The sequence below is a fragment of the Exiguobacterium sp. 8H genome (assembly GCF_902506255.1).
GTDB lineage: Bacteria > Bacillota > Bacilli > Exiguobacteriales > Exiguobacteriaceae > Exiguobacterium > Exiguobacterium profundum.
In genome coordinates this window covers 146,810-160,639 of sequence record NZ_LR733429.1, presented here as the reverse complement: position 1 = coordinate 160,639, position 13,830 = coordinate 146,810, and the positions used below count along the sequence as shown (strand labels likewise).

Here is a 13,830-nt window from a genome sequence, read left to right as displayed (position 1 = left end):
AGAAAGTCAGCTCCGAGGCGACTTCCGCGTCCATCCCTCGCAACCTTTCACCAAGCGGTCGCGTCTCTAAAAGGAATGGAGTATGCGTACTACTCCTCATCAAAGCCATTCATCGTATCTGTTAAATAATTTTAGCGACAGAAACGTCAGCAGTCAAGATTAGAGTGAAAACTCTTCTTGAAGCTCCTTGAACGTCGCCTCGACCGCTGCAATCGTCTTCTCGATATCCTCGTCCGTATGAGCCGTCGATAGGAACAATCCTTCGAACTGTGACGGTGGCAAGAAGACGCCGCGCGCCGCCATCTTCTGATAGTACGAACGGAACATCTCGAGGTTTGCCGACTTCGCTTTCTCGAAGTTCGTCACTTTCTCGTTCGTGAAGAAGAAACCGAACATCGAGCCAGCACGGTTCGTGTCGTGTGGGATGTTGTATTTCTCACCGGCCTGCGTGAAGCCTTCCGCGAGACGGTCTGCTTTACGCTCGAACTCCGCGTAGTGCTCCGGTTTGAGTTGCGAGAGTGTCGTGTAACCGGCAATCATCGCAAGTGGGTTACCCGAGAGCGTCCCTGCTTGATAGATCGGACCTTGCGGTGCGATTTGTTCCATGATCTCACGTTTCCCGCCGTAAGCGCCGACCGGAAGTCCGCCGCCGATGACTTTCCCGAGACATGTGAGGTCCGGTGTGACACCGAAGTACCCTTGTGCACAGTTGTATCCGACACGGAAGCCCGTCATGACCTCATCAAAGATGAGAAGCGCGCCGTTTTGTTCCGTGATCTCACGAAGTCCTTCGAGGAACCCTGGTTGTGGTGGCACGAAGCCCATGTTTCCTGCGGCCGGTTCGACGATGACACCAGCGAGATCATCACCGTATTTTTCAAAGGCGACGCGGACTGCGTCCAAATCATTGTAAGGAACCGTGAGCGTATGGCTCGCGAGCTCTTTCGGTACACCTGGTGAGTCCGGGAGACCGAGCGTCGCGACACCAGAACCGGCTTTAATGAGAAGCGAGTCCCCGTGTCCATGGTAACATCCTTCGAATTTCAAAATCTTTGTCTTCCCGGTGTAGCCGCGAGCGAGGCGAAGTGCCGCCATCGTCGCTTCCGTACCCGAGTTGACCATACGGACCATCTCGATCGATGGGACGCGGTCGATGACGAGCTCTGCCATCTTCGTCTCAAGCTCGGTCGGCGTCCCGAACGTCCAGCCTTTTTCGGCTTGTTCTTGAATCGCTTTCGTGACGACCGGGTGACGGTGACCGAGGATGAGTGGTCCCCATGAGAGGACGTAATCGATATACTCGTTGCCGTCGATGTCATAGACGCGTGAACCTTCACCGCGTTCGGCGAAGATTGGCGTCATGCCGACCGATTTATAGGCACGGACCGGGCTGTTGACACCGCCTGGCATGAGTGGACGAGCTTGTTCGAACGCTTCCTGTGAGCGCGTTTGGTTGTATGTCATGCGTAGTCTCCTTCCAAATAGCGACAGACGTCTTTTGCGAAATACGTGACGATGAGATCGGCACCGGCACGTTTGAATCCGACCATCGTCTCCATGACGATGCGTTCTTCGTCGACCCAGTCGTTGAGTGACGCGGCTTTGATCATCGCATACTCTCCGCTCACGTTATACGCCACGATTGGCATATCGAGTGAGTCGCGCATGTCACGGATGATGTCCATGAACGCGAGAGCCGGTTTGACGATCATGAAGTCGGCACCTTGTTCGACGTCCGATTGTGACTCACGGAACGCCTCACGACGGTTCGCCGGGTCCATCTGATACCCTTTACGGTCGCCTTCACCAGGAGCCGATTGGGCTGCGTCACGGAACGGTCCGTAATACGCAGACGCATATTTGACGCCGTAGCTCATGATTGGAATGTGACTGAATCCGTTTTGGTCCAGACCTTCACGGATAGCTGCGACGAATCCATCCATCATCGAGCTCGGTGCGATGACATCGGCACCCGCTTGTGCTTGCGTAATGGCTGTCTGGACGTGAAGTGGAAGTGATGCGTCGTTATCGACGTCCCCATCTTTCACGAGACCACAATGACCTGTCGACGTGTACTCACAAAGGCACGTATCGGCGATGACCGTGAGCTGTGGCGCCCACTCCTTCACTTTACGAATCGCTTCCTGGACGATGCCGTGGTCATGATACGCTTCGCTGCCTTCCGGGTCTTTATGTTCCGGCACACCGAACAAAAGCACAGATTGGAGACCGAGGTCGACGATTTCTTTGATCTCTTCTTCGAGTCGGTCAAGTGAATAATTGAAGACGCCAGGCATCGAGCTGACTTCACGTTTAATGTTAGTCCCTTCAATGATGAAGAGCGGGTAAATCAAATCTTCTTTTCGAACATGATTTTCACGTACGAGGGCACGCATCGACTTCGATGAGCGAAGACGACGGTGACGGTCAAACTGGTTCATGAAAAATCCTCCCCTACACACTGTATTAATGCATCCATAGTATAACATTCTGGCACTCGTACCGGTAATGTCGACACTTGTCGGACGGCGCGTTCGGTCACTTCGCCAATGGCGTACCACGTCCCGTTGAAGTGGGACAAGTGTGGTGTGAGCGCATCGACGGCCGACGGACTCAAGACGAGTAACGCCTTCACCGTCTCGAGTTGTTGTTGTTGGGCCGAGGTCAATCGGATTGGAATCGTCTCATAGACGACCCAGTCATACACGCAAGGCAGCATCGACATATGCGACGTGTTCGCCAAATTGCCACGTGCAAACAAGACGACATCATCGGTCGAAACAACGTCAGATAACTGCTCAAAAAGCGCCTCACCCGTATACGTCTCCGGCATGAGCGAGACGGTAAAGCCCTCCGCTTCAAGCGCCCGCTTCGTCTTCTCTCCGACAGCGGCGACCTTGACGTCACGCGTCAGATTCCGAAGGGCTTGCACCGCGTTTTGACTCGTGACGACGAGCCAATCGAATCGTTCCACGGGTGGCGGTGTATACGTCTCTCTCGTCTGAATGAGCGGGACATGATGAACGGAAAGACCGCTCGCCTCGAGCCGTGCCCGTTGCGAAGCGGTCATTCGTTTCGTTCCCGTGTACCAAACGTCACTCATTGACCGAGGCGAGGATTTCACGCCCGCCACGACCGAGCAATTCTTCTGCGACGTCCATTCCGAGTGCGATTCCGTCCGTTGACGTTTTCGTCACGCGAAGCACTTCTTTCCCGTCCACTGACGCGATGAGACCTGTCAGTGTCACGTCGTCACCGTCGACCGTCGCATAACCACCGACCGGTACGTGACAACTTCCTTCGATTGCTTTTAAGAAGGTGCGCTCTGCTGTAGCCGCTTTCGCCGTCACATCATCATGCAACAATTGAAGCACTGCTGTCACTTCTGCATCGTCCTTGCGGCTCTCGATGGCGAGTACGCCCTGGCCGACAGCCGGTACCATGACGTCCGGGTCGAGCGCTTCAAAATCGACACGATCCGTCCATCCCATCCGCTCGAGTCCTGCTTTCGCGAGCAAGATAGCATTGTAGTTCTCGGAGTCTAACTTCTTCAGACGCGTGTCGATGTTTCCACGAATCCATTGAATCTCAAGGTCAGGACGGGCTGCCAAGATTTGAGCACCACGACGGAGTGAGCTCGTTCCGACAATCGAACCTTTTGGAAGCGTCTCGAACGTGTAGCCGTTCTCACAGATGAGGACGTCACGCGCATCGACACGTTTCGGCATGCAGCTAATATAGAGTTCTTCTGGTAGTTCGGCCGGAACGTCTTTCATGCTGTGTACGGCGAAATCGATGTCCCCATCGAGCATCTGTTGTTGAATCTCTTTGACGAACAACCCTTTCCCACCGACTTTCGACAATTGCACGTCGACGATTTGGTCACCTTTCGTCACGATTTCTTTAATCTCGAACTCGTTCTTTGCTCCAGCTTGCTTCAACTGCTCGATGACCCATTTTGTTTGAGTCATGGCGAGTTGGGAACGGCGTGAGCCGACAATGATTTTCCGCATGTTCAATCTCTCCTTCATAGAAAAAGGCGACACGCGTCGCCTTTTTGTCTTGTTAGCGCATCAATGCGCGAAGTGGTGCTTTGGCAGAAGTGGCATCTGTTTCTTCCACTTCGTCTACAGGTTGTTCCGGCAACTCGACATCAAGTCCGAACGTCTCGATGAATTGAGCGATTCGAACGTTCGCATCCGGTTGAGCCGCTGCATCTTTAATGTAGTCAATCGGGTCACGAAGCATTTGATTGATGATCGACTTCATGTGCTTCCCGATGACTTTCTTGTCTCGTGCTGACAAGTGATCGAGCTTACGCTCAAGACTCGTCATCGTGTCTTCTTGAATATCAAGGGCACGAGCACGCAACTCATTCATGATTGGCACGACACCAAGCGTGATGAGCCATGTTTGGAACTCTTGAATCGCTTCATCGATTTTCATTTCAATCTTTTCAGCCTCGACGAGACGCGCTTCAAGATTTTTGTTTACGATTCCGTTCAAATCATCGACATCGAACAAATGCACACCCGGAAGTGTCGCGACCGCTGGATCGATATCTCGCGGCACAGCGATGTCAATGAGAAGAAGCGGACGTTCGCGGCGCAACAACTGTGCAGCCGCTACATCGTCGTATCCAATGACGGCATCCTTCGCCCCGGTCGAACTAATCAAAATATCTGCATCAAGTAATCCACATGCGATCTCACGAATCGAATGGGCACGGCCTTTGAACTTATCCGCTACAGCTTTTGCTTTGCTCTCCGTCCGGTTGAAGACAGCGATTTGTTTCGCACCTGCTTCAAATAAGTTGAGTGTCGTCAATTCACCCGTCTCACCGGCTCCGACGACGACGACTTGTTTGTCTTCAAGCTGTTGATACATCTCTTGTGCGAGCGTCACGGCAGCCGAACTGACCGATACAGACATTTCCCCAATTTGCGTGTCCGTATGGGCGCGCTTCGCGAGTGTGACCGCTTCTTTGAATAATTTGTTGAAGACCGTTCCTGTCGTTCCATGCTCCTGGGCACGGAAGAAACTCGTCTTCACTTGACCTAAAATTTGTGTTTCCCCGATGATCATCGAGTCGAGGCCCGACGTGACACGGAACAAGTGGCGAATCGCCTCTTCCCCTTCTCGAATCGACAAGTATGGTGTGAACTGCTCCATCTCTAGGTTGAACCAGTTCGCCAAGAAACGTTTCGTGTAATAACGTCCAGTATGGAGTTGATCTGTCACGACGTACAGCTCCGTCCGGTTACACGTAGACAAAATAACCGACTCGAAAATGCTCTTCTCTTCGCGAAGTGCAATCATCGCATCCACGATTTCTTGCTCCCCAAACGAGAACTGCTCCCGAATCGCGACAGGGGCTGTCTTGTTATTTAGTCCAACGACGACAATATGCATGTATCTCTTCCCCTCATCTAAAATCCACCGACGGTTGTCTCTTCTTTTTTTCAATCTCTACCGTACATTATAACAGTTCTTATCTGGTAACTATAATCTTCTGTTTGATTTTCCTGAAATAAAATAAGAACTTTTTGTGACAAAAAGAAGTAGAAATGGCGAAACTCCATTCCTACCCTTTTTTCTTATGGATTTGGCGAGTTCGGGTCCGTAATAATCGGACTCTCGGGCTCCTCTTTGTCTAAATAATGCTCACGTTCTCGTAATTTATAGATACGAACGATATTCTGGACAACCGTTTTGGCGACCGCATAAAACGGTACAGCGATGAGCATTCCGATGATACCGGCCAAATTTCCTGCCACGAGCAAGACGATGATGATCGTGAGCGGGTGTACTTTTAACGACTTCCCTTGAATGAGTGGCGAGATGACGTTCGACTCAATTTGTTGCACGACGATGATGACAACGATGACCCATAATACCTTGATCGGATCTTGAATGAATGCCACGACCACTGCCGGTGCAGCCCCTAGGAACGGCCCGACGTAAGGGATGATATTTGTTACCATCATGAAGAGTGCGAGCAAGATGGCATAATCTACACCGACGATCCATAGACCGATCAGTGACGTGATTCCGACGAAGAATGCGACGAGCAACTGTGCATTGACGTAGCTCCGCACCGTCTCGTGCATGTCATGCAAGATGTGACGCGTCTCTTTCTCATAGCTCGAGGGTAAGAGTTTGACGATAGCGTCTGGTAAACGTTTCCCGTCGAGTAACATGTAAAGAAGCATGAACGGGATCACAACGATCGTGATGACCGCTGACGTCACGAATCCGACGACTTGACCGAATGACGAGGCAATGTTTCCAAATAAGTCTCCTAAGTACGACGTGATGTTCGTCGTCAAGTTACGGAACATCTCGTCATTTTCTGCCATGAAGCGTGCAAAGAACTCATTTTGTAACAACGTGTCACGGACAGCGAACGCCTGTTTCTGAAGTTCTTTTGCGATACTCGGCATAGCGTTGACGAGCGACGTGATTTGTTCGCCTAAAACCGGTCCGAGAATACTGAAGACAAGTGTAAAAATAAGCACGAGTCCGATCAGTGTGACGGCTACAGCTAGTGTTCTCTTCCCTTTTAAGCGTTTCTCTAAGAAGTCGACAATCCCGACCAGGAAATAAAAGAAGAGTCCGGCCACAATAAGCGGAACCGTGACGAGTGCCAAAATAACTTGAATCGGTTCAAACACGAATGAGATCTGTGTCCCGACCCAAATGACTAAAAAGATGGTCAACGTCCAAAAGAGGGCGCGATACCATTTGTTTTCAAACATGCGTTGCATTTCTCCACCTCGTTTACAATGATGACTATGTACTAACTATGATTATACGATAATTACCCGCTTGCGGGCTGACAAAAACAAAAAGGCGAAGGAATCCCTCCGCCTTCTCCTTATTCGCCTTCTGTGATGAGTGCGTAAATCGCTTTCCACGCCTCATCTTTTCCTTCTGCCGTCTCGGCTGAGAAGGCGACAAAACGGTCAGATGGATCGAATTGAAGCTTGCGTTTCACCGCCGCCTCATGTTTTTGACGCTGACTCTTCTTGATTTTATCGAGTTTCGTCGCCACAACGATGACCGGAATCTCATAATGTTTCAAGAAGTTGTACATCGTCACATCGTCACCCGTCGGATCATGACGGATATCGACGAGTAAGACGACGCCGCGAAGCGCCTCTTGACTCGTCAAATACTGTTCCATCATGACGCCCCACTTCTCACGTTCCGTCTTCGATACTTTCGCATATCCGTATCCCGGAACGTCAACGAACATGATCTCATCATTGATGTTGAAGAAGTTAAGGGTCTGTGTCTTCCCTGGTTTCGAAGACGTCCGTGCGAGCGCCTTCCGTTGGCAAATCTTATTGATGAACGACGATTTCCCGACGTTCGACCGCCCGGCAAGTGCCACTTCCGGCAATTCATGGACCGGGTAATGGTCTGGCGCGACGGCACTCGTCACAAACTCTGCTTTGTTGATCTTCATTTAATTTCCTCCAAATGCTACATCTAGTACTTCATCGAGTGTCGTCACGGGAACGAACGTCAATTTCTCACGAACCGTCTCTTGAATATCATCGATGTCTCGCTCATTATCTTTCGGAATGACGATGGTCGTCAACCCGGCTCGATGAGCAGCGAGCGCTTTTTCTTTCAATCCGCCGATCGGCAAGACACGTCCACGGAGTGTGATCTCACCTGTCATCCCGACATCACGATGGACTTTCTTCCCAGTCAATGCGGAAATCAAGGCCGTCGCAATCGTGATTCCTGCCGACGGTCCGTCTTTTGGCACGGCACCCTCTGGCACGTGAATGTGAATGTCTTGTCGCTCATAGAACGTCGGGTCAATCCCGAACCGCTCTGCGTTTGCACGGACATAGCTATATGCTGTTTGTGCCGACTCCTGCATCACATCACCGAGTTTCCCCGTCAACTGAAGTTTGCCTTTCCCTGGAGCGAGCGCCACTTCGATTGTGAGCGTGTCGCCACCAAACGCCGTGTAGGCAAGGCCTGTCACCGCACCGATGGAGTCCTCGGTCTCCCCTTTTCCGTAGCGATACTTCGGCTTCCCGAGATACGTGATGATCGCCTTTTTCGAAATCGTGACCCGTTTCTTCTCCCCGATGGCGATTTGTTTCGCGGCTTTTCGGCAGAGTGATCCGATGACGCGCTCTAAGTTCCGGACACCGGCTTCACGTGTGTAACGACGGACGACTTCATAGAGCGCATCTTCTTTAATCGTCAACTGACTCTTCTTCAATCCATGCTCTGTCAATTGTTTCGTCACCAAATGGCGCTTCGCAATCTCCACTTTCTCAAGCTCTGTGTACCCACCGATTTGAATCAATTCCATCCGGTCAAGAAGCGGTGCTGGGATTTGTGAGACATCGTTCGCAGTTGCGATAAAGAGAACGTTCGACAAATCGAACGGTTCTTCGATGTAGTGGTCCGAGAAGGAGACGTTTTGTTCCGGGTCGAGCACTTCTAGCATCGCGGACGCCGGGTCCCCTCTGAAGTCAGAAGCCATCTTGTCGATCTCATCGAGCAAGAAGACCGGGTTTTTGCTTTCCGCTTGCTTCAGCCCACGGATGATCCGTCCTGGCATCGCACCGATATACGTACGACGGTGCCCACGGATTTCCGCCTCATCACGCACACCACCGAGTGAGACACGAACGAAGTGACGTTCAAGTGCCGAGGCGATCGAACGGGCGAGTGACGTCTTCCCGACCCCTGGAGGTCCGGCGAGACAGAGGATTGGTCCACGAAGCGAGTTCGTCAACTGGCGGACGGCCAAATACTCGAGGATACGGTCTTTTACCGATTCTAAGCCGTAATGGTCATCATCAAGGACGTCTGCCGCATGTTTCACGTCAAGCTTATCTTCCGTCTCAATGCCCCACGGAAGAGAGGTGACCCAGTCGAGGTAGTTACGGATGACCGCATACTCCGGAGACGTCTGCGGCACGACGTTCAATCGTTCCGCTTCACGCATGACGTTCTTCCGCGTCGTCTCTGGCAAGTCGAGCGCCTCTAGCTTCTCACGAAGGCGGTTCGGTTCTGACTCTTGCGTCTGGTCACCGAGTTCTTGTTGGATCGTCTTCATCTGTTCCCGTAAGTAGTACTCGCGCTGTGACTGCTCAATTGACTTCTTCGTCCGCTCACGCATCTCTTGCTCGAGCTCAATCACTTCGACTTCATGTGCGATGATTTCAAGCAGTTCAAGTCCTCGCTTGACGGCATCTGCCTCTTCGAGCATCGCTTGGCGAAGCTCGACGTCGACATCGAGTTTTGACGTGATATAGTCCGTGAGTGATTCAAGCCGCTCATACATCTCGAAACGGCGACGCTCATCTGGCGACATACCCTTAATGTTTGCGACGAGTTTTCCGAACTGTTCTTTCAACAGACGGACGAGTGCCGTTCGTTCGACCTCTTCCCCTTCTGCGAGTTCGACCGGCTCGATATTGGCGAACCATCCTTCATCTGTCGATTCGACCGAGTCGATACGGACACGCTCTTTCCCGACGATCCGAACCCGAATCGTCTCGTTCGACAGTTCACTCATCTTCGCGATGTGGACACGCGTTCCAACCGTGTATAAGTCTTCCGGTTCCGGTGATTCGTTCCCTGTTTCTTTCTGTGTCACGACAATCAAATCTGTTTCATGCTCCTTTGCGGCAAGGAGCGCCCGAAGGGATAACGGGCGTCCGACATCGATGGTCACACCGATGAGCGGATATACGACGACTCCTCGCAAAGGAAGGATTGGTAATTTTTCCATATACAACGCCTCCTGTGCAAAAAGGCCCAAAACTCGGATATGCCGAGTGTTTGAGCCTTCTTCGTTAAAGAATTATGCTGTCTCTTTGTTGTCCCCTGTCTGTTCGACAGTACCGTCACGAAGGACGTATTTCGGACCGGCAAGACCCGTAATCGTTTCATCCGTGATGATGACTTTCTCGATATCGTCACGCGATGGGACAGTGAACATCACATCGAGCATCATTTCTTCGATAATCGAGCGGAGACCGCGCGCGCCAGTCTTACGTTTGATTGCAAGTTTGGCGATTTCAATCAATGCTTCGTCTGTGAACGTCAATTCGACATCGTCAAGCTCGAGCATTTTCTCGTACTGACGGACGAGAGCATTTTTCGGCTTCGTCAAGATTTCAACGAGCGCTTCTTCATCGAGTGTCGTGAGCGTCGCCATGACTGGCAAACGTCCGATGAACTCAGGAATCAAGCCGAATTTTTGAAGGTCTTCAGGGAGTGCGCGGGCGAGCAAGTCCTCTTGCGTCAACTCGCGATTCTCTTGGTCGTTTCCGAAACCGATGACTTTCTTCCCGATTCGGCGTTTGACGACCGATTCGATGCCGGCGAATGCGCCACCGACAATGAAGAGAATGTTTGTTGTGTCGATTTGGATAAATTCTTGATGCGGATGCTTACGTCCACCTTGTGGCGGTACGCTTGCTGTCGTGCCTTCAAGAATTTTAAGGAGCGCCTGCTGAACGCCTTCACCGGATACGTCACGCGTAATCGATGGGTTTTCAGACTTACGGGCAATCTTATCGATTTCATCGATGTAGATGATCCCTTTTTCAGCCTTCTCGACATCATAGTCAGCCGATTGAATCAATTTGAGCAAAATATTCTCAACGTCTTCCCCGACGTAACCTGCTTCCGTCAAGCTCGTCGCATCCGCGATTGCGAATGGGACGTTCAAGACGCGAGCCATCGTCTGAGCGAGAAGCGTTTTTCCGCTACCCGTTGGTCCAATCATGACGATGTTCGACTTCGCAAGTTCGACATCATCCGAACGGCCACCGGCGTTGATACGTTTATAGTGGTTATAGACAGCAACTGAAAGCGCACGTTTGGCGCGGTCTTGACCAATGACATAATCGTCTAGGATGTTACGAATCTCTTGTGGTTTTGGAATGTCTTTGAATTCAACTTCTTCCTCTACACCGAGCTCTTCCTCAACAATTTCATTGCAAAGTTCGATACATTCATCGCAAATGTATACGCCAGGACCGGCGACTAACTTACGAACTTGTTCTTGCGATTTTCCGCAAAACGAGCACTTGAGTTGCCCCTTTTCCTCGTTAAATTTGAACATTCGATACACCCCTTCTGTGGTGAAAATGGATGTAAGTGCGATAAATCGCGATTTGAATTTTCTGGTGCGATGCACCGCGAAAAGACATTTTACATCTCTGCGTTGAAATAATTGTAGCATGAACATATTGCGACTTCAAAGAATTACACATGCAATGTGCTGTGACAGAAAAAAGGACGACCGCTAGGCAGTCGTCCTTTCGAATATCAGCTTACTTCGCTTTACCGTTTTCAACGAGGATGTCGATCGCTTTACGGAATTTGAGGTCACCTTTAAGTGTCTCAAGTCCACCTTGCGGAGCGAGCATCGTACGGAGTTGGTCCGGGGCGATGTTGTAAAGTTTAGACATTTCTTCAAGCTCTTTCTCAGCATCTTCGTCAGATACTTCGATTGCTTCTTTGTCAGCGATTGCTTTCAAGACGAGACGAGCTTTTACGCGCTCTTCAGCTTGCTCTTTCATCTCTTCGCGCATTGCTTCTTCAGAAGTACCAGTGAGCTCGAAGTACATGTTAAGGTCGATTCCTTGTGAAGATACACGTGAACCGAACTCTTGTACCATGCGGTCAACTTCTTGTTCAACGAGAACTTCCGGTACGTCGATTGTCGCGTTAGCAGTTGCCTGCTCTACGAGTTGGTCGCGCATTGTACCTTCAGCTTCTTGTTTCTTACCAGCTTCTAAACGCTCACGGATGCTTGCTTTCAACTCGTCGAGTGTCGAAACAGACTCGTCGATGTCTTTTGCAAACTCGTCGTCGAGTTCAGGAACTTGTTTTGTTTTGACTTCGTGAAGTTTGACTTTGAATGTCGCTGGTTTACCCGCTAAGTTTTCAGCGTGGTACTCTTCAGGGAATGTTACTTCAACGTCTTTTTCTTCACCAGCAGTCATGCCGATCATTTGCTCTTCGAATCCTGGGATGAATTGACCAGAACCGATTTCGAGTGTGTAGTTCTCAGCTGTGCCGCCTTCGAACTGCTCACCGTCAGCGAAACCTGCGAAATCAAATACAGCTGTATCGCCGTTTTCGATTGCACCTTCTTTAACAGCTAGTTCTGCGCCTTGCTGTTGAAGTGCTTCAAGTTCTGCTGTTACTTCGTCTTCTGTTACTTCAGTTGAAACAGCTTCGTACTCGAGGCCTTTGTATTCGCCAAGCTCAGCTTCTGGCTCAACCACGAATGTCACTTTGAAAGCGACTGGTTTGCCTTTCTCGAGCGTGCCGTCTACATCGATGTTTTCGAGCGCGATTGGTTCGAAACCAGCTTCTTCAACCGCACCTTGGATTGTGTCGCGGTAGAGAATGTCGAGCGCATCTTGATAGAGTGCTTCTTCTCCGTACATTTTGTTGAACATTGGGCGTGGCAATTTACCTTTACGGAAGCCAGGCACGTTCAAGTCTTTGACGACTGTTTTAAATGCGGCGTCAACTGCTTTATCAAAAGCTTCTGCAGGAGCTTCGTACGTGAGTACGCCTTGGCTACCTGATGTTTTTTCCCATTTTGCTGTCATGCTAAGTCCCTCCAACAATTCGTTTATACCGTACAAAAATGTACAACAATCCGTATTATAGCATAAATCCTCGGTAAGCACACAAGGATTTAGTCTAATAACGCCTGTGTAAAGCGAAGATCCGCCTCTAAAATCTCCGCGGCTAAACCGTCGACCGGTTCGTCATGTAAAATCGCTTGTTTCGCCTGTACGAGCGCCTGTTCCACATCCGCTTTTTCGGCCGGCACATACGGATAATGCGTATACATGTAATTCATCAACAGCTGGGTCCCGATCTCATCGCCTTCAACTGATTTTTGAAGAGAAAAGACGGTCTTCTCCCACGTTTCAATCTGCGCTTTTGCTTCCGTTCGTGTCATCTTGTTCGAAACGTCCCCATCCGTCCATTCGATGACATCTAGTTCGGCGAACGCTTTTTCCAACACGATCAGTTTGACGAGCTTCGGACGCTCCGACACGAGCAGTTCATGTAGCACATTGTCGAGCACCGGGTCGATTTGAAAGTGAACATGTTGTAATGCTTCAATCTGTTCCCCCGTACTCCCTCGCGTCAGCGTTCGTTTCAACTTGGCAATTGCCGCCGGAAACTCCGTCATCTTCAACACTTGAAGTACCTGATGTGCCTGTGTGTTGACCGTATCCTTCTTGTCCTGCCATTCGAGATACTGGTTGATCCAGTGCGCCGCTTCAAACGGTTGGTCACGCATGATGTAATACTGCGCAATCTGCAACCCTCCTGAGGCCGGTTCTTCCGCCTCGGACATATGGATGCTGACGAGTTCCTGCAGCTTCTCGAGTGTCTCTGGGTCGTCCGGCCGTTCCATTGCACATTGGAAGATTTCCATGAAAATAAACGGGTCACCTGGAATCGTCTGATACCAATCCCATAAAATCGGTTCGATCCGCTGTCGTTCCCCAGAAGCATCTGCCTCCTGAATCATCTTATGCAGACGCGCCCAATTCCCAGGGAACGGATAGTCCTGATCCTTTTCCTTCTCCATCTTCCCTCACCCTCTCTTCCATTCCCCTTCATCTTCCGTTAGGACGCGATTCCTTGTCAATCGATTTCCCGGAAAATGAAAAAAGAGACGTTCTCCGTAGAGAGCGTCTCTATTTTAATGGAAGCGTCCCAAGAGGGATTCGAACCCCCGACCGACGGCTTAGCTTACCACCATGACTTTCGTCACCAACATCGTGTTGTTTGTAGTCTGGA

11 protein-coding genes and 1 other annotated feature (1 of these 12 running past the window's edge) are annotated in these 13,830 nt (G+C 50.6%); all 11 genes read right to left on the bottom strand.

Annotated features, from left to right (window positions below; genetic code table 11):
* Positions 1–112, bottom strand: a binding site (T-box leader) (it extends 110 nt beyond the left edge of the window).
* 47 nt (positions 113–159) lie between these two features.
* Positions 160–1,464 (bottom strand): glutamate-1-semialdehyde 2,1-aminomutase, encoded by a 1,305-nt coding sequence (gene hemL, locus GVY43_RS00775; protein ID WP_159561966.1) that lies wholly within the window; start codon positions 1,462–1,464, stop codon positions 160–162.
* Complete coding sequence (gene hemB / locus GVY43_RS00770; protein ID WP_074037524.1) at positions 1,461–2,441, bottom strand: porphobilinogen synthase; 981 nt, start codon at positions 2,439–2,441, stop codon at positions 1,461–1,463. The genes hemL and hemB overlap by 4 nt, the downstream gene beginning before the upstream one ends.
* The gene (locus GVY43_RS00765) at positions 2,438–3,070 is read right to left on the bottom strand and encodes a uroporphyrinogen-III synthase (RefSeq protein WP_159561965.1); all 633 of its coding nucleotides are present in this window, start codon (positions 3,068–3,070) and stop codon (positions 2,438–2,440) included. Before GVY43_RS00765 ends, hemB begins: the two co-directional genes overlap by 4 nt.
* Positions 3,071–3,095: 25 nt before the next feature.
* Positions 3,096–4,013 carry a hydroxymethylbilane synthase gene (hemC, locus tag GVY43_RS00760; RefSeq protein ID WP_074037527.1) on the bottom strand — a complete coding sequence of 306 codons (918 nt, stop codon included), beginning with the start codon at positions 4,011–4,013 and terminating at the stop codon, positions 3,096–3,098.
* Positions 4,014–4,065: 52 nt separating this feature from the next.
* Complete coding sequence (gene hemA, locus GVY43_RS00755) at positions 4,066–5,412, bottom strand: glutamyl-tRNA reductase (protein WP_074037529.1); 1,347 nt, start codon at positions 5,410–5,412, stop codon at positions 4,066–4,068.
* A gap of 185 nt (positions 5,413–5,597) precedes the next feature.
* Positions 5,598–6,767: an AI-2E family transporter gene (locus tag GVY43_RS00750; RefSeq protein WP_159561964.1), complete on the bottom strand. Its 1,170-nt coding sequence runs from the start codon at positions 6,765–6,767 to the stop codon at positions 5,598–5,600.
* Positions 6,768–6,877: 110 nt separating this feature from the next.
* Positions 6,878–7,471 carry a ribosome biogenesis GTP-binding protein YihA/YsxC gene (gene yihA / locus GVY43_RS00745; RefSeq protein ID WP_015881115.1) on the bottom strand — a complete coding sequence of 198 codons (594 nt, stop codon included), beginning with the start codon at positions 7,469–7,471 and terminating at the stop codon, positions 6,878–6,880.
* A complete protein-coding gene (gene lon / locus GVY43_RS00740) occupies positions 7,472–9,772 on the bottom strand; it encodes an endopeptidase La (RefSeq protein WP_201302233.1) in 2,301 nt (766 codons plus the stop codon). It lies immediately after the preceding gene.
* A 72-nt stretch (positions 9,773–9,844) separates the two neighbouring features.
* A complete protein-coding gene (gene clpX, locus GVY43_RS00735; protein ID WP_015881113.1) occupies positions 9,845–11,113 on the bottom strand; it encodes an ATP-dependent protease ATP-binding subunit ClpX in 1,269 nt (422 codons plus the stop codon).
* Positions 11,114–11,324: 211 nt separating this feature from the next.
* Complete coding sequence (tig, locus tag GVY43_RS00730) at positions 11,325–12,617, bottom strand: trigger factor (RefSeq protein ID WP_015881112.1); 1,293 nt, start codon at positions 12,615–12,617, stop codon at positions 11,325–11,327.
* 89 nt (positions 12,618–12,706) lie between these two features.
* On the bottom strand, positions 12,707–13,618 hold the full coding sequence (locus GVY43_RS00725) for a hypothetical protein (RefSeq protein WP_159561962.1): 912 nt from the start codon (positions 13,616–13,618) through the stop codon (positions 12,707–12,709).
* Between the last annotated feature and the right edge of the window lie 212 nt (positions 13,619–13,830).